This window comes from Streptomyces sp. NPDC096048, from assembly GCF_044763415.1.
Taxonomy (GTDB): Bacteria; Actinomycetota; Actinomycetes; order Streptomycetales; family Streptomycetaceae; genus Streptomyces.
In genome coordinates this window covers 14,557-30,914 of the sequence record NZ_JBIWGG010000017.1, presented here as the reverse complement: position 1 = coordinate 30,914, position 16,358 = coordinate 14,557, and the positions used below count along the sequence as shown (strand labels likewise).

The 16,358-nt window shown below is 73.7% G+C and carries 9 protein-coding genes; 6 read left to right on the top strand and 3 right to left on the bottom strand.

Annotation, left to right across the window (positions count from 1 at the left end; all coding sequences use genetic code 11):
- Window positions 1-18: 18 nt before the first annotated feature.
- Genes ACIQ6R_RS35025 through ACIQ6R_RS35015 form a run of 3 tightly spaced genes read right to left on the bottom strand, consistent with a single transcriptional unit; the run spans window position 19 to window position 8,672 of the window.
- Window positions 19-2,847 carry an ATP-binding protein gene (locus tag ACIQ6R_RS35025; RefSeq protein ID WP_404186074.1) on the bottom strand — a complete coding sequence of 943 codons (2,829 nt, stop codon included), beginning with the start codon at window positions 2,845-2,847 and terminating at the stop codon, window positions 19-21.
- A gap of 3 nt (window positions 2,848-2,850) precedes the next feature.
- A complete protein-coding gene (locus tag ACIQ6R_RS35020) occupies window positions 2,851-5,712 on the bottom strand; it encodes an AAA family ATPase (protein WP_404225889.1) in 2,862 nt (953 codons plus the stop codon).
- 53 nt (window positions 5,713-5,765) lie between these two features.
- On the bottom strand, window positions 5,766-8,672 hold the full coding sequence (locus ACIQ6R_RS35015; protein WP_404225887.1) for an ATP-binding protein: 2,907 nt from the start codon (window positions 8,670-8,672) through the stop codon (window positions 5,766-5,768).
- A 342-nt stretch (window positions 8,673-9,014) separates the two neighbouring features.
- Between ACIQ6R_RS35015 and ACIQ6R_RS35010 the strand changes: the two genes are divergently transcribed.
- The 6 genes from ACIQ6R_RS35010 to pabB all read left to right on the top strand — a co-directional run bounded on the left by ACIQ6R_RS35010 (window position 9,015) and on the right by pabB (window position 16,253).
- Window positions 9,015-10,391: a glycosyltransferase gene (locus ACIQ6R_RS35010; RefSeq protein WP_404225885.1), complete on the top strand. Its 1,377-nt coding sequence runs from the start codon at window positions 9,015-9,017 to the stop codon at window positions 10,389-10,391.
- Between the two features lie 62 nt (window positions 10,392-10,453).
- A complete protein-coding gene (locus ACIQ6R_RS35005; protein ID WP_404226079.1) occupies window positions 10,454-11,512 on the top strand; it encodes a DegT/DnrJ/EryC1/StrS family aminotransferase in 1,059 nt (352 codons plus the stop codon).
- A 74-nt stretch (window positions 11,513-11,586) separates the two neighbouring features.
- Window positions 11,587-12,768, top strand: coding sequence for a cytochrome P450 (locus ACIQ6R_RS35000; RefSeq protein WP_404225883.1), 1,182 nt, complete (start codon window positions 11,587-11,589; stop codon window positions 12,766-12,768).
- A 45-nt stretch (window positions 12,769-12,813) separates the two neighbouring features.
- Window positions 12,814-13,008, top strand: a complete 195-nt coding sequence (locus tag ACIQ6R_RS34995; RefSeq protein WP_404186064.1) for a ferredoxin — start codon at window positions 12,814-12,816, stop codon at window positions 13,006-13,008.
- A gap of 65 nt (window positions 13,009-13,073) precedes the next feature.
- The gene (locus ACIQ6R_RS34990) at window positions 13,074-13,844 is read left to right on the top strand and encodes a thioesterase II family protein (RefSeq protein WP_404186062.1); all 771 of its coding nucleotides are present in this window, start codon (window positions 13,074-13,076) and stop codon (window positions 13,842-13,844) included.
- Window positions 13,845-14,045: 201 nt separating this feature from the next.
- Window positions 14,046-16,253, top strand: a complete 2,208-nt coding sequence (pabB, locus tag ACIQ6R_RS34985; RefSeq protein WP_404225882.1) for an aminodeoxychorismate synthase component I — start codon at window positions 14,046-14,048, stop codon at window positions 16,251-16,253.
- Window positions 16,254-16,358: the final 105 nt, after the last annotated feature.

Here is a 16,358-nt window from a genome sequence, read left to right as displayed (position 1 = left end):
GGCAAATTCATCGCCCAGTCACCTGTGGAAACTCCCGCTTTCCGTACGGGAAATGAGGGCGGTGAGTTCCCGGCGTCCGGGGATGCCCAGTTTCCGGTAGGCGTGGGTGAGGTGCTTTTCGATGGCACGGCAGCTGACGCCCAGCTCGCCCGCGATTTCCTGGTTGGTCAGGCCGCGGCACGCGAGTCCCGCCACCCGGCGCTCGGTCGGGGTGAGGACACTCTCCGGCGACACCGTGTACATGGGCGTCCTCATGGTGCCGCGGAGGGCCCGCTCGGCGAGCGCGGGGACGCCGCATCCGGTTGCCAGGGTGGCGGCCTCCCGGGCCAGGGCCTCCGGTTCGGGGCCCGCGCCCAGGCGTTCGGCGAGTGAGAGCAGCGCCCGGGCCAGCTCCAGCTGGTTGGCGGAGCCGCGCAGGACGGTGACCGCCTCACGCAGCCGGGCGATGCCCCGCCCGCCTTCCTCCAGTCGGCCGAGGAGCCGCAGGGCGCGGCCGACGCCGACCGGCGCGCCCCACTGTTCGGCACGGGCGTACTCCTCCTCGGCCAGGACCCGCGCTGCGCGGGTGTCACCCATGCGACTGTGAACGCTGATGGTCCACGGACGCCAGGGGAAGAGCACGGGGTTGTGCCAGCCCGCCGCCTCCATCTGACGGCCGCAGGACCGCAATGAGTCGAGGGCGCCGGTGTGATCGCCCGCGGTGATCTCCGCGGTGGCCTCGAGCAGGCGCAGCAGGCCGGTGAGGGGAAGGCCCTGGAGCCGGGTCCGGTCGGCCCGGCGCAGGACGCGCTCGGCGAGGGAGGGGTCGCGGGACTCCAGGGCGACGATGGCGTGGGTCATGGTCGCCACCGTGCCCAGGTAGTCGTGGTCGGTCTCGGTCATGCCCAGCGCCGTCTCGGACCATTCGCGGGCCTGGGCGAGCCGGCCGCGACCGAGGTGGACGAGGGCCTGCTCGATGTGCGCGAGCGCGTCGGCGGGGGTGGCGCGCCGCTGGTGGGCGCGGTGCTCGACGGCGAGCCAGGAATCCACGGCCTCCACCGAGTCGGCGGCGATCATCGTGATGATCACCAAGGGAAGGGTGGAGTGGACGCGGGCCGAGGTGGCGGGTTCGCGGTCGAGGATGCGTTTCGCCAGGCGGACCACCTGGGCGGCGGGCAGCTTGCAGCCGAGGGTGACGGCGCCGAGCAGGGCGATCGTCAGCTCACGCTCGGCGCCGCTGTCCACGGGTGGTTCGGGTCCCAGTTCCCTCAGCCGCTCGGCGGCCGCGGTCAGCTCGAAGGGGTCCTCGTGGCCGCAGTGCCGCAGCCGGGCCTCCAGGCGCAGCGCGAGGTCGCGGTCGAGGCCGGTGAGCCGGGCCGCCGGGCCGAGTCCCTCGGCCGCCTGGCGCAGGAGGTCGACGACGGTGAGCGGGGTGGGGCCGAGCGGGGTGGGTGAGATCCGCAGCGCGGCCACGGCGCGGTCCCGCGGTTCGGTCAGCAGGGTCATGGCCTGGGCGATGTGGCGTTCGCAGGCAAGGGGGTCGAAGTCCCTCTCCGCGGTGCCGAGTTCGACCAGGAGACGGGCGCGCGTGATGCCGTCGGCGGGGCTGTCCAGCAGGGCTCGCCGCAGGTAGCGGGCGGCCGCGTCGGGGGCGCCCCGGCGCAGGGCGGTGTCGGCGGCGGCCCTCAGGACGTCGACGGCCCAGGGCTGGTGCCGGGTGACGACGGCCATGAGCTGGGCGGCGACCTGTTCGGCGGGGCTGCCGGAGACGTAGAGGAGAGCGGCGGCCTCGTCGTGCAGCCGCTCGCGCTGGTCCATGGTCAGGGTGGACTCGACGGCGTCGCCGACGGCGCGGTGGGTGAAGCGCGGTTCGTGCGCGGAGGTGAGCATGCCCAGGGCGCTCAGGGCGCGCAGGGCGCCGGAGTAGCCGGCGCTGTCCAGTTTGGCCAGGCGGGTAAGGGTGGCGACGTCACCCTGTTCGCCGAGGGTGGCGATGGCGGCCGCGAGATCGCGTACGGGTGCCGGCTGGGTACGCAGGCTGCTGGCGATGTGCTCCCGGAGCTGGGACGGGCTCAACCCACGGGTGACATCGGCGTGTTCGGCCTGCGGGCGGCGGCCGAGCAGCTCGGTGCCCGCCAGGGTCGACATCAGGAACAGGGGGTTCCCCGCGGAGGCTTCGTGGCAGGCTTGGACGAATTCCTCGTCGCCCGGTTCGCCGAAGCGGTCCCGCACCAGGGTACGGGCGGCCTCCAGGCTCAGGGAGGCGGGCCGCAGGGTCTGGGTGGCGGCCTCCCGCAGCTCGCGGATCAGGGAGTGGTTGGTGCGGGGGTCGCCGTCACGCATGGCGCAGACCACCACGGCCCGCAGCCCGTGCAACCGTTTGGCCAGGAAGGCGAGCCAGCGCAGCGAGGGCACGTCGGACCAATGGAGGTCGTCGACGAGGACGAGGAGCCTGCTGTCGACGCTGACGTTGGCCAGCAGCGAGAACAGTCCGTGCAGGACGGCTTCGGTGGCGGCGATCGCCTGGTCGGCTCCGGGCGAGGCGGCGTCGTCGGCCAGGACGTGCCGGGCGAAGGAGGCGTGAGCGTCCATCCAGCGGGCGCGTACGTCCTGAGGTGAGTCGCTCAGCAGGGGCTCGAAGAGCTGCCGTACGACGCCGAAGGCGAAGTCCTGCTCCATGGGCGCGGCGTTGGCGCGCAGCACCCGGACGTCTTCGTGACCGGCACCGACCACGGACAGGCGCTGGAGCAGCGCCGAGCGGCCGATGCCGAGGGGCCCGGTGACCACCACGAGGGAGGACCGTCCTTCGGCGGCGGCGCCCAGTGCGGCGTCGACGAGGGTGATCTCGGTGTTGCGTTCCAGCAGCATGGGTCAGCCGCCCTCCGGTCCGTGGCTCAGTGCGCGCAGTTCGTCACGTCCTCGGATGCGGAGCTTGCGGTAGACGCCGCTGAGGCGCAGTTCCACCGCGCGGGTGGTCACCGACAGGGCGGCGGCGATCTCCCGGTTGCCCAGACCTCGGGCGGCGAGGACGGCGGTCTCGTGTTCGGCGGGGCTCAGGGCGGGCCAGCCGGCCTTCGGGCGCTGCCGGACGCGCGGCGCCGCGCCGTGTAAAGCGGGTGTCCCCCGGCCCGGGGGCACGGCGGTCGGCGCGGGCGCCCCCTGGGGGAGGCCGGCGAGCCGGCCGGGAGCGATGTCACCGGCCGTGGGGGCGGCCCGGGAGGTGAGAGCCAGGGTGGTTCTTCGCTCGGCCTCCGCGCTCTCCGCCGAGGCCAGTTCGAGCACGGCACGGGTGTAGGCGGTACGCGCCGGTGATTCGCTGAGGGTGGCCACGGCGGCGCGGAAGTGTTCGGCACGGTTCTCCCCGATCACCACCGCCAGGCCGAGTTCCGCGCGGCCCAGGGCGCTGCGGGTGCCCCAGCGGGCGGCGAGCCGCAGTTCCTCGCGGGACAGCCGCAGGGCCTCCTCGTCGTCACCGAGGGCGTGGGCGGCCTCGGCCGCGAGGGAGCGCCACGGCAGCACCGCCGGGTTGACGCAGCCGTAGTGCAGCATCCACCTTCCGCAGGCGCGGAAGAAGGCGCGCGCCCGGTGCGGGTCGTCCTCGGAACGGGCCAGCACGCCACGGGCGAAGAGCAGATAGGCGCTGGTGGCGCACTCCTCGGCGAGGGACGGGACGGGTCGGGCGGCGACCTCGCGGGCCCGGTCGGCACGGCCGTTCAGGAGGTCCGCGACCAGATTGAGCGAGGCCCAGTAGGGCACGAACAGCGGGTGGAGCCGGGCGAGCGGCAGCTCCGCCTCGGCGGCGGCCAGGTCTCGGGCGGCCGCGTCCGGACGGCCGTGCCGGATGTGCAGGTCGGCGCGGACGGCCAGGACGTGGGCGATGGCTATGGCGGCGCGTTGCCGGTGCGCCTCGTTGAGGAGGGTGGCGAGATGGGCCTCGGCCTCGTCGCCGTCGTCGGTGAGGAAGAGGGCCCGGCACGCGAACAGGCGGGGCGTCACGAGCGGAGGACGGCCGCTGGGATCGGGTGCGAAGGCCGCTCTGGCCAGTTGGCGGGATGCTTCGAGATGGACGCCGGCCACGGCGTGTTCCCAGGCCCGCACCCCGGCGACGGCAGGGCTGGAAGAGTGCTCGGGCAAGGGGGGCGCGGGATGGACGTCCAGGCAGGACTCGTCGTGGCGCAGGAACCGGGCGACCCGCAGGAGGGCGATCAGCTCATCCCGCTCGCCGGTGATGGCATCGTTGTCAGCGTCGATGGGATCGAGTCGCTGACCGGAGCGGGGCACGGCGCCGGCGGGAGCGCGCGCCGCGGCGGCCGTGCGGAGCGTGCCGGGGGCGGCGGGCCGGGCGAGGCGCACGGCGCGGGTGTCGCCGCCGAGGAGGCACAGGTCGACGGCCTGGGAGCGCAGACCCTCGCGGGTGTCCGCGGAGCGGACGAGGCCGTGCAGGCGACGCTCGGCGGCCGCGGGGGCGGTGACCATCTGCACCGAGGCCAGCTGCAGTTCCACGCGGGCCCGCTCCCCGGCCGGGAGGGGCTCGTCCAGGGCCCGGGCGAGGTAGGCGGTGGCCCGGTCTCGCCGGCCGCTGCGCAGCGCGGCGGTGAAGCCCCGGCGCAGGGTGTCCACGGCCCAGGGCTCTCCCACGGGGCGGGCCTGCAACAGCAGTTCGGCGATGCCCTGGTCGGCCACGGCGACCCGCTGGGCGAGCCGGGCGGCGCGCGCGTAGAGGTCGGCGCGGGCGTCGGCGGGCATCTCCTCCAGGATCCGGGCACGCACCACGCCGTCGTGCTCGCCCAGTGATCCGCCGCGGCCGGTGAGCAGACCGCTGGCCCTGAGGGTGGCGCGCAGCCGGGTCTCGGGCACGGGGTGCGGGCCGACGAGCGTGCAGACCAGCGGGAAGTCGAGCAGGTCCCCGCAGACGGCGAGCGCGCGCAGGACGTCGACGGCGACCGGGTCGCGCAGTTCACTCAGGGCCCGGGCGGCGTGGTCGCCGACCACTTCGGCGGTCAGGGCGCGCAGGTGTTCGACGTGCTCGGCGCGAGGTGCGCGGCCGGTGCGGGCGAAACGGCGCAGGACCTCGTGGACGATGGCCGGGACGCCTCGGGTCGTTTCGGCCAGGGACTCGGTGAAGGCGGGGTCGCCGAAGCCGCAGACGGCGCGCACGGCGGCGGCCACGCCGCCGGCCGTGAGGGGCGGCAGCGCGAGTTCGATGGTGCTGGCGAGGCCGGTCAGCGGTGTGCCCACACTCCACTCGGGCCGGTCGATGGCGGTGCCGGTGGTGCTGGTGAGCAGGGCGACGGGAGCCCTGGGCAGGCGGCGGACCAAGGCCTCCAGCCAGCGCAGGGACGCCGGGTCGAGCCACTGGACGTCGTGCACCACGAGAAGGGCGGGCCGGTCACGGCAGGCGGTGAGCAGGTGGTTGAGGCCGGGCAGACCCCCGGGGCGTTGCGAGGTCACGAAGAGGCGGGAGGCCAAGTCGCGGTCGTGGGAGGCGAGGAGCTGGGCGACCACCCCGTAGCGCAGTTCGTGCTCGGCGGGAGTGGCACGGGCGCTGAGTACGTGCACCCGCCTTTTCCTCGCCTGATCGGCGGCCCAGCGCAACAACTCGTTCTGCCCCAGTCCGGGCTCTCCCGTCACGGTGACCAGGGCGGGACGGCCGGAGCGGAGTTCACCGATCACGGCAGAGAGAACCGCTTGCTCACGGTCGCGTTCGAGCAGTGGCAGGTCAGGGGGCGCCATGTCGTGATCTTATATTTCCGTCGGACCGGTGGTTCGTCCGTCGACCGTTTTGTTCATCCGTTGCCTGACTGTTCATCTGTCGTCTCCGGCCGCCGGGAGGAGGCCTCGTCCGCTCGCAGGACGGCGCGCAGGTCGACACGCCGGCGCACTCCCAACTTGCGGTAGACGCTGGTCAGGTGGAGTTCGACGGTACGTACGGTGACGAAGAGGGACTGGGCAACCTCCCTGTTGCCGGCTCCTGCGGCGACCAGACCGGCCACCGTGCGCTCCGTGTCCGTCAGCATGTCCAGCGGGGACGATGTGATCTCCCGCATCCGCCCGCCGGCCGCCATCAGACCCTCCCTCGCCTGCCGGGCGAGGGCCACGCAGCCGCATCGCCTGGCCAGTGCGACCGCCTCGCGCAGGTGCTGCCGCGCCTCCCGCGCATGCCCTGCCGCCAACAGTGCGCGCCCCAGCATCAGCGAGGCGCGGGCCTCGTGGCCGCGGGCCGGAGAGGACCGCAGCAGGGCCACCGCCTCCCGCAGCGGTTCCACCGCGGCGGCACCGGGCGTGCTCGCGCCGCGGGCCAGGGCGGCGTACCCGAGGGCGCGCCGGGTCCCCCACCGCTCGCTGCGCCCGGCGCCCCGCTCGGCGAACTCCCGCGCTTCCGCGGTGCGGCCGAGTCCGCCCAGGAGGCAGGCGGCCTCCAGCCACCAGGGGGCGAACACGGGGTTGGTGAGTCCCGCCTGCTCCATCGACTCACCGCACGCCGAGAACGTCTCCAGCGCGCCGTCCAGGTCGCCGCGAGCCAGTTTGAGTCGGCCCCGTGCCATCAGATACCAGTGGTACTCCCATACGAAGCGGTCGAGACCGGGGCGTTTGATCGCCGCGAGCGCCTCCTCGGCACGGACCACCTCGCCCCGTGCGACGAGGGCCGACGTGTGGGCGGTGTGCGCCATGGTGGCGGTGTCGCCCCAGCGTTCCCGGCCGAGGATCTCCAGCGCCGTCCGCGCGTCCGCCGCGCAGTCCGCGAGCGCGCCGTTCTCCAGCCGGAACAGCGCCCGGGTGGAGAGCGCCAGCGCGTACGTCCACATCGCGGCCTTCTCGCGGCTGTCACTCAGCACCGTCTCCAGCGCCTCGTCGGCGGCCCGGTCCTCCTCGGCCAGGTACAGGGCGAGCGAGGCGGGCAGCAGCGACCAGGTCCCCAGCGGTGCGTCCGGGGTGCGCAGCGCCCGGCGGGCCCGGCGGGCGCTGTCCGCGGCGCGGCCCCCGTCCGCCGCGGTGAGCACGCTCAGCATGGCGAGCTGCTGGCGCTGGGCGGGAGTGTCGCCGGGCGGCTCGGTGGTCCGGGTGGCCCGGCGCAGTGCCTGGGGGAAGGTCGACTTCTCGTCGGCGCCGACGATGAGCAGGACCGACTCCGCGAGGGTACGCAGTTCCCGTTGGGCGGGGTCCGGCGCGGGTCCCGCTTCGGCGTCGAGGGCGTCCAAGGCCTCGGTGAGGACCTGGACGCCCTGGGGGGACCGCTGCGTGCTCAGACAGGTCAGGGCGAGCTGGATCGCCGTGGTGGTGCGGACGCGCGCGTCGGTGGTCAGGGCGTGCGCCTCGTGCAGCAGGCTCAGTGAGCGCTCTGGGTCGGTCTCCGCCAGTGCCTTGGCCAGTCGGGTCAGCAGGGCGGGGTCGTCCGGTTCGGCCTCGCGCACGCGTTGCAGGTAGCGGGCGGCTGCTTCGGGGGCGCCCCGGTGTTCGGCCTGGGTGGCGGCGGCGCGCAGCACGGCCAGGGCCCAGGGGTCCTTGGCGTCCGGCACCAGCAGCAGCTGCGCGGCGCTCTCCTCGGGCGGGCGTCCGATGTCGCTGAGCAGCCGGGCGGCGCGCAGGCGCAGCTCGGCCGTCCCGGCCTCGCCGCCGGTGTCGCGGACCGCGGCGCCCACCAGGTCGTGGATGAATTCCCGGCTTCCGGCGCGGACCAGACCGGCGTGCCGCAATATGTCCACGGCCTCCTCGACGTGCAGGGCGGACAGCCCGGCCAGGGTGGCGAGATAGGCGGTGTCCTCGTCGCCGAGCACGGCCAGGGCTCGGGCTGCCCGGCCCACCCAGTCCGGCTGGTGCTCCAGCATCCGGTGCACGGAGGCGGTGACGGCCCGTCCGCCGATCTCGGCGATCCGGCGTTCTCCCGCGTCGTCGGGGCCGAGTCCGCTCGAGCGCAGATCGCTCAACAGGTGTACGACCCGCAGGGGGTTGCCGCCGGTCACGGCCGCCAGACGGCCGACGAACGCCGGCCGGGGCTGGTGAGCGGGGAAGACCAGGCCGGTCAGTTCGGCCACCTGCCGAGTGTCCAACGGGCCGAGGCGCAGCTGCGCCGGCAGGTGGTGGGCGACCAGGTCGGCGAGCGCGTCGGGGGCGGCGGGATCGGCCTCGGTGCGGTGGGCGGCCACCACGAGCAGCGGCAGGCCGTCGGCCCGGCGCAGCATGAAGTCCAGCCAGCGCAGGGAGCGTTCGTCGCACCAGTGGACGTCGTCCAGGACGAGGACGAGGGGACGGCCGTCGGCCATGAGGCCGGCAGCCAGCCAGTACAGGCCCTGCAGTACCGAGAAGGCGTCGTCGGGCGGGGCGTCGTCCTCCTGGGGCGTGGCCGTGAGGGCGGGCAGGGCGTGCCGGGCGCCACCGTCCAGCAGGGCGGAGGTGCGGGCCCTGCGGCCGGTCAGGCCGAGCGGGCCGAACAGGGCGCGCACGCCGCTGTAGCCGGTGGCGGCCGCTACGGCACGGCAGGAGCCGTGCAGGACGGTCATATCGGCGAAGGGGCCGTCGGCGGCCAGGGCGGCGCGCAGCAGGGTGGTCTTGCCCGCTCCTGCCGGGCCGTCCAGGAGCACCAGGCGCGGCTGTCCGGTCCGGGCGGCCTCGGCGTGCTCGGCCAGGGCCTCCAGGTGCTCGGCCCGCCCCACCAGTGGCAGGACGGGATGCGCGGAACCGGCCCGGTCGGTCACTTGCTCTCCCTCGCGTCGTACAAGGCGGATGGCGCGGTGGCCCACGGGGCCGCGGCGCCATGGGCCCGCCTGCCGGCGGTGACCGGACGCCTGCCCTGCTCTGTACGCGCCATGCCTACGTATATGTCACACGTAGGCCCCGGAGGGGTCTCTCGCCTCCCTTGAGCGAGAAATCTAAGGAATTCCCCCGTCGTGGCCGTGAGATCAAGTGGTGGTGCGGTCGGCGACCTCCGTGTCCGACCCGGCCGGCAGGCCGCACGTCATCGCGCCCGCGCGCCCGTGGCACGCCGACCGGCGGGCCGTGGGGGCGCACCACGGCACTCACTTCGTGAAAGGGCCCTCATGGACTCCGCCGCTCGGCCGATCCTCTTCGTCAGCCTCCCCGAGAGCGGGCTGCTCAACCCGTTGCTGGTGCTGGCCGGGGAGCTGGCCCGGCGCGGTGTGCCCGACCTGTGGTTCGCCACCGACGAGCACCGGCGGGGGGATGTGAAGGCCCTCGCCGCCGCGTCCGCGGTGTCCTTCGCCTCACTGGGCGAGACGCTTTCCGAGCTGTCCGCGGTGACCTGGAACGACGCGGTGTACCGCGAGGTCACGCAGTCCTCGCGGTACAAGGCGCACCGCGCGGTGGTGCGCCAGTCGTACAAGCCGGCGCTGCAGGCGCGCAAGTACCGTGAGCTGGAGCGCGTGGTGGACGAGGTGCGGCCGGCGCTCATGGTGGTGGACTGCGTGGCCGGCTTCGCGGTGGACCTGGCGCTGGCCCGGGGCATCCCGTACGTGCTCAACGTGCCGTTCGTCGCCAGCAACGTCCTCACCTCGCACAACCCCTTCGGCGCCTCGTACACCCCGAAGAACTTCCCCGTTCCCAACTCGGGTCTGCCGCTGGCGATGTCAGGCCGCCAGAAGCTGGCCAACGCCCTGTTCAAGTGGCGCACGCTCGGCATGTTCCTGCACCCGGAGATGGGCAGGGCGCTGCGCGAGGACGCGGCGATCCGCAAGGAACTGGGCATCGCCCCGCCCAACGCGATGACGCGGGTGGACGAGGCCGTCGCCGTGCTGTGCGCGTCCATCGCGGAGCTGGACTACCCCTTCGACGTCCCCGAGAAGGTGCGTCTGGTGGGAGCCGTGCTGCCGCCGCTGCCGGAGGCCCCGGACGACCGAGCGGTGGCGGGGTGGCTGGACGAGCAGACCTCGGTCGTCTACATGGGCTTCGGCACCATCACCCGCCTCACCCGCGAGGAGGTCGCCGCGCTGGTGGAGGTGGCCCGGCGGATGTCGGGCACGCACCAGTTCCTGTGGAAGCTGCCGGAGGAGCAGCAGCACCTGCTGCCGCCGGCCGCGTCACTGCCGCCGAACCTGCGGGTGGAGAGCTGGGTGCCCTCGCAACTGGACGTGCTGGCCCACCCGAAGGTGTCGGTGTTCTTCTCGCACGGCGGCGGCAACGCCTACCACGAGGGCGTCTACTTCGGGAAGCCGCAGGTGGTGCGTCCGCTGTGGGTGGACTGCTTCGACCAGGCGGTCCGCGGCCGCGACTTCGGCATCAGTCTGACCCTGGACAAGCCGCACACCGTGGACCCGGACGACGTGGTGGACAAGCTGACCCGGGTCACGTCCGACTCGTCCTTCCGCGAGCGGGCCGAGCGGCTGGGTGAGCTGCAGAAGGCGGCCGGCGGCCGCGGGGCCGCCGCGGACACCGTACTCGGCCTGCTCGCGGCGGCGTGAGCCGCCCGGCACACCGGCCGCATCCCGCCGAGTCCCAGCCCAGCGACAGCAACGAGGACCCCATGGCCTTCACCCACCCCGTCTCCCGGCCCTTCCTGACCGGCCGCGAACTGGAATACGTCACCGACGCCGTGTCCGGCGGCTGGATCTCCTCCCAAGGGCCGTACGTACGACGCTTCGAGGAGGCTTTCGCGGAGTGGAACGGCGTGGCGCACGGTGTCGCCTGCTCCTCCGGCACCGCCGCCCTCACCCTCGCGCTGCGGGCGCTGGGCGTCGGCCCGGGCGACGAGGTGATCGTGCCGGAGTTCACGATGATCGCCTCGGCGTGGGCCGTCACCTACACCGGCGCCACCCCCGTCTTCGTCGACTGCGCGGACGACCTGAACATCGACGTCACCCGCGTCGAGGAGAAGATCACCCCGCGCACGCGGGCGATCATGCCGGTGCACGTCTACGGGCGGCGCTGCGACATGGACGCGATCATGGACATCGCCCACCAGTACAACCTGCGCGTGGTGGAGGACTCCGCCGAGGCGCACGGGGTGCGCCCGGTGGGGGACATCGCGTGTTTCTCGCTCTTCGCCAACAAGATCATCACGGCCGGTGAGGGCGGCGTCTGCCTCACTGACGACCCTCGGCTCGCCCGGCAGCTCGAACACCTGCGGGCGATGGCCTTCACCCGCGACCACAGCTTCCTGCACAAGAAGCTGGCCTACAACCACCGCATGACCGCCATGCAGGGCGCCGTGGCACTGGCCCAGGTCGAGCGCCTGGACGACATCCTGGCCGCGCGCCGGAAGATCGAGGCCCGCTACGACGCCGCCCTCGAGGACGTCCCCGGCATCACGCTGATGCCGCCCCGCGACGTGCTGTGGATGTACGACCTGCGCGCCGAGCGCCGTGAGGAACTGCGCGCCCACCTCGACGCACGCGGCGTGGAGACCCGGCTGTTCTTCAAGCCGATGAGCCGCCAGCCCGGCTACCTGGACCCGGTGTGGCCGGCCCTGAACGCCCACCGCTTCAGCGAGGACGGCCTGTACCTGCCCACCCACACCGGGCTCACCGCCGCCGACCAGGAGTACATCGCCGGAGCCGTCCGGGAGTTCTACACCTCCGGCTGACCGGCCGGCCCGCGCGCCGCCCGCCCGACGCGGGCGCGGCACCGCGACCGCACGACGAGAGACGAGGAACGGACATGACGACCAGCACCGGCCCCACGGTGGTCGACTTCCCCTTGCGCACACCCGAGGAGCCGCTGCCGCTGTCCCAGTACGCCGGCCACCGGCGACACAGCGGCCTGGTGCGGTCCCACCTGCCCAACGGCGTACCGATCTGGCTGGTCACCCGGCACGAGGACGTGCGCGCGGTGCTCACCCACCCGAAGATCAGCGCCAACCCCGACAACGAGGGCTTCCCCAACGTCGGCGAGACGATGGGCGTGCCCAAGCAGGACCAGATCCCCGGCTGGTTCGTGGGACTGGACTCCCCCGAGCACGACCGCTTCCGCAAGGTCCTCATCCCCGAGTTCACGGTGCGCCGCGTCCGCGAGCTGCGTCCCGCCGTCGAGCGCATCGTCGACGAGCGCATCGACGCCATGCTGGCCGGCGGCACCACCGCGGACCTGGTCAACGACTTCGCGCTGCCGGTACCGTCCCTGGTGATCTCCTCCCTCCTCGGTGTGCCCCCGGCCGACCGGGACTTCTTCGAGTCCCGCACCCGCACCCTCGTCGCCATCCGCACCTCCACCGACGAGCAGCGCGCCACGGCGACCCGTCAGCTCCTGCGCTACATCAACCGCTTGATCGCCATCAAGGACAAGTGGCGCGGCGACGACCTGATCAGCCGCCTGCTGTCGACGGGGCAGCTCAGCCACGAGGAACTCTCGGGCGTCCTGCTGCTCCTGCTGATCGCCGGACACGAGACCACCGCCAACAACATCGGGCTCGGTGTGGTCACCCTGCTCTCCCACCCGCGGTGGGCCGGCGACGAGCGGGCCGTGGAGGAGCTGCTGCGGCTGCACTCGGTGGCCGACATGGTGGCGCTGCGCGTCGCGGTGGACGACGTGGAGATCGCGGGCCAGGTGATCCGCAAGGGTGAGGGCATCGTCCCGCTGCTGGCCGCCGCCAACCACGACACGGAGGTCTTCGGCTGCCCGCACGCCTTCGATCCCGAGCGGTCCGAGCGGCGGCACGTGGCCTTCGGATACGGCGTCCACCAGTGCCTGGGCCAGAACCTGGTCCGGGTCGAGATGGACGTCGCCTACCGCAGGCTGTTCGAGCGCATCCCCACCCTGGAACTGGCCGTCCCGATGGAGGAACTGGCCTTCAAGTACGACGGAATCCTGTTCGGACTGCACGAACTGCCGGTGCGCTGGTAGCCGCCGGTACCACCCCCGCCCTGCCACCCGAGGAGCCAGACGATCATGCGTGTCACCGTCGACAGCGAACGGTGCGTCGGCGCCGGCCAGTGCGTGCTCAACGCCCCCGCGGTCTTCGACCAGGACGACGACGGCGTCGTGGTCCTGCTGCACGAGGAGCCCGCCTCCCAGGACGCGGACGCGGTCCACGAGGCGGGCGACCTGTGCCCGTCGGGCTCGATCACCGTCCACGAGGACTGAACCCCCGGCCGACGGCACCACCGAGCCGGAACCACCAGAGCAAGAACATCGGAAGGACACCCACCGTGACCACCGCTGAGGACACCCGGGCCCTGTGGCTGCGGCGCTACCACCCGGCCGGCACCGACGCCGTCCGGCTGGTCTGCTTCCCGCACGCCGGCGGCTCCGCCAGCTTCTACCACCCGGTCTCGGCGCGCTTCGCACCGCGGGCCGAGGTCATCTCCTTGCAGTACCCCGGCCGTCAGGACCGGCGCAGGGAGCCCTGCGTCACGGATCTCGGCACCCTGGCCGACCTGATCACCGAGCAGCTCCTCGCCCTGGACGAGAGGCCGACGGTGTTCTTCGGGCACAGCATGGGCGCCGCCCTCGCCTTCGAGACGGCCTGGCGCCTGGAGCAGCGGGACGCCGGGCCGCACACCCTCCTCGCCTCCGGCCGCCGGGCCCCCTCCGCCACCCGCACCGAGGAGGTCCACCTGCGCGACGACGACGGGATCGTCGCCGAGATGAAGCGGCTGAACGGCACCGCCGCCGGCGTCCTCGGCGACGAGGAGATCCTGCGCATGGCTCTGCCCGCGCTGCGCGGCGACTACCACGCCATCGAGACCTACTCCTGCCCGCCCGACCGCCGGGTGCGCTGCGCCCTGACCGCCCTCACCGGCCGGGACGACCCGCTGACCACGGTCGCGGAGGCCGAGCGCTGGCAGGAGCACACCACGGGTCCGTTCCGGCTGCGGGTGTTCGACGGCGGTCACTTCTTCCTCACCCAGCACCTCTCGGCGGTCCAGGCCGAGATCGCACGCGCCCTCGACCCGGCCCCGCCCGCCACCGCTTCCTGAGCGCCCCGCCCGGGCGAGGCAGGCGCCGCCCGGGCCGGTGCTGGAGCCGTGACCGGCGTACGCCCGTCGGTGCCGTGCCCGAGTCCGCTCACCGCGGCCGTGGCCGACGCATCACCGGAGAGCCCGCACACGGCCGGACGGCGACCCCGTCCGTCGCCCTTCACGTCACTTTCCGCTCCCGCGCCCCCGGACAAGGACACCATGCGCACACTTCTCGTCGACAACTACGACTCCTTCACCTACAACCTCTTCCACTACCTGTCCCGGGTCAACGGGCGGGAGCCCGAGGTCATCCGCAACGACGATCCGGCCTGGCGGCCCGGGCTGCTCGACGCGTTCGACAACGTGGTGCTCTCCCCCGGCCCCGGCACCCCGCACCGGCCCGCCGACTTCGGCCTGTGCGCCCGGGTCGCGGAGGAAGGCCGGCTGCCCGTACTCGGCGTCTGCCTGGGCCACCAGGGCGTGGCGCTCGCCCACGGCGCACGCGTGGACCGCGCGCCCGAGCCGCGCCACGGCCGGACCTCCGCCGTACGGCACGACGGAACCGGTCTCTTCGAAGGGCTGCCGCACCCGCTGGAGGTCGTGCGCTACCACTCCTTGGCGGTGACCGATCTGCCGCCGGAGATCGAGGCCACCGCCTGGTCGTCGGACGGGGTGCTGATGGCGTTGCGCCACCGCACGCTGCCGCTGTGGGGCGTGCAGTTCCACCCGGAGTCGATCGGCACCCAGGAGGGGCACCGCCTCCTGGACAACTTCCGCCGGCTCACCGAGCGGTACCACTCCTCACGGCGCGGCGGCGCGGGCCCGGTAGGCACCGCTCCCGCGCCCGCCGCCTGCGCCACGTCCGCTCACGCCGCGCGGTCCGCCCCGCACGCGCCCGGCTCCGTCCGGCGGCTGCGGGTGCTCGCCGAGCGGCTGCCTGCGCGCTGGGACGCGGAGGTCGCCTTCGACACGTTGTTCCGCACCGGTGAGCACCCTTTCTGGCTGGACAGCAGCCAGCCCGGCGGTCGCCTGGGCCAGTTGTCGGTGATGGGTGACGCCTCGGGCCCCCTGGCCCGGATCGCCCGGGCCGACGTGCAGGCGGGCACCGTGACGGTCACCGCCGCCGGCACCAGCCGCACCGTCTCGGGGTCCTTCCTGTCCTGGTTGGAGAACGACCTGGCGGGGCTGCGCACCGAGGTGCCCGAGCTGCCCTTCGAGTTCGCCCTCGGCTGGGTGGGCTGCCTGGGCTACGAGCTGAAGGCCGAGTGCGGCGGCGACGCCGCCCACCGCTCCCCCGACCCCGACGCCGTCCTCGTCTTCGCCGACCGCGCCCTGGTCCTCGACCACCGCACCGACACCGGGTACCTGCTCGCGCTCGCCGAGGACGGCGACGAGGACGCCGCCCGCGCCTGGCTCGCCGGTGCCACCGCGTCCCTCGACGACATCGTCGGCCGGCCGCCGGCGCCGTGCCCCCCGGCGCCCGAGTGCACCGCGGGCCCCGTGGAGCTGCGGCACGACCGGGACGCCTACCTCAAGATGATCGACGTCTGCCAGCAGGAGATCGCCGCCGGCGAGACCTACGAGGTCTGCCTCACCAACATGGCCGAGGCCGGCACCGACCTCGATCCCTGGCAGGCCTACCGGGCGCTGCGCCGGCTGAGCGCCGCGCCCTTCGCCGCGTACCTGCACTTCGGTCCGCTGGCGGTGCTCAGCAGCTCACCCGAGCGGTTCCTGCGCATCGACCGGCACGGCGCCATGGAGTCCAAGCCGATCAAGGGCACGCGGCCGCGCGGCGCCACCCCCGAGGAGGACGCCCGGCTGGTCGAGGACCTGGCCGCCTCCGAGAAGGACCGTGCCGAGAACCTGATGATCGTCGATCTGGTCCGGCACGACCTGGGGCGGTGCGCCGAGGTCGGCTCGGTCGTCGCCGACCCGGTGTTCCAGGTGGAGAGCTACGCGACGGTGCACCAGCTGGTCAGTACCGTCCGGGCCCGGCTGCGACCGGGCACCAGTCCGGTGGCCGCGGTGCGGGCCGCCTTCCCCGGCGGGTCGATGACCGGCGCCCCGAAGATCCGCACCATGCAGGTCATCGACCGTCTCGAGGGCGGACCGCGCGGCGTGTACTCGGGAGCGATCGGCTACTTCTCGCTGACCGGCGCGGTGGACCTGTCCATCGTCATACGCACCCTGGTGGTCAGCGGCGACCGGCTGCGCTACGGCGTCGGCGGCGCCGTCATCGCGTTGTCCGACCCGGCGGCCGAGTTCGAGGAGACGGCGGTCAAGGCCACCCCGATGCTGCGACTGCTCGGTGCGCGCTTCCCCGGCCGCGAGGCGTCCGGTGGGGATCTCCCCGGGCCCGCCGGCATCCCCGCGGCGGCCCCCGAGCCTCCACCGGTGGTGCCGGCGGAGTCGGCCGTCACCCGGTGACCGCGACGGGAGCCGTCCCTCGCCCCGGGCCGGCTCCTGTCCCCGCCACGCCCGTACCCAGCCCGCATCTCTAGGGAAAACCCGGACCGCTCGGCAAGAGCCTTG

Excerpts from the sequence above, each read along its gene's own strand:
- ACIQ6R_RS35010 (WP_404225885.1), top strand. The coding sequence starts at position 9,015 with ATGGACTCCGCCGCTCGGCCGATCCTCTTCGTCAGCCTCCCCGAGAGC.
- ACIQ6R_RS35025 (WP_404186074.1), bottom strand. The coding sequence starts at position 2,847 with ATGCTGCTGGAACGCAACACCGAGATCACCCTCGTCGACGCCGCACTG.
- ACIQ6R_RS34995 (WP_404186064.1), top strand. The coding sequence starts at position 12,814 with ATGCGTGTCACCGTCGACAGCGAACGGTGCGTCGGCGCCGGCCAGTGC.
- ACIQ6R_RS35000 (WP_404225883.1), top strand. The coding sequence starts at position 11,587 with ATGACGACCAGCACCGGCCCCACGGTGGTCGACTTCCCCTTGCGCACA.
- ACIQ6R_RS35005 (WP_404226079.1), top strand. The coding sequence starts at position 10,454 with ATGGCCTTCACCCACCCCGTCTCCCGGCCCTTCCTGACCGGCCGCGAA.
- pabB (WP_404225882.1), top strand. The coding sequence starts at position 14,046 with ATGCGCACACTTCTCGTCGACAACTACGACTCCTTCACCTACAACCTC.
- ACIQ6R_RS35020 (WP_404225889.1), bottom strand. The coding sequence starts at position 5,712 with ATGGCGCCCCCTGACCTGCCACTGCTCGAACGCGACCGTGAGCAAGCG.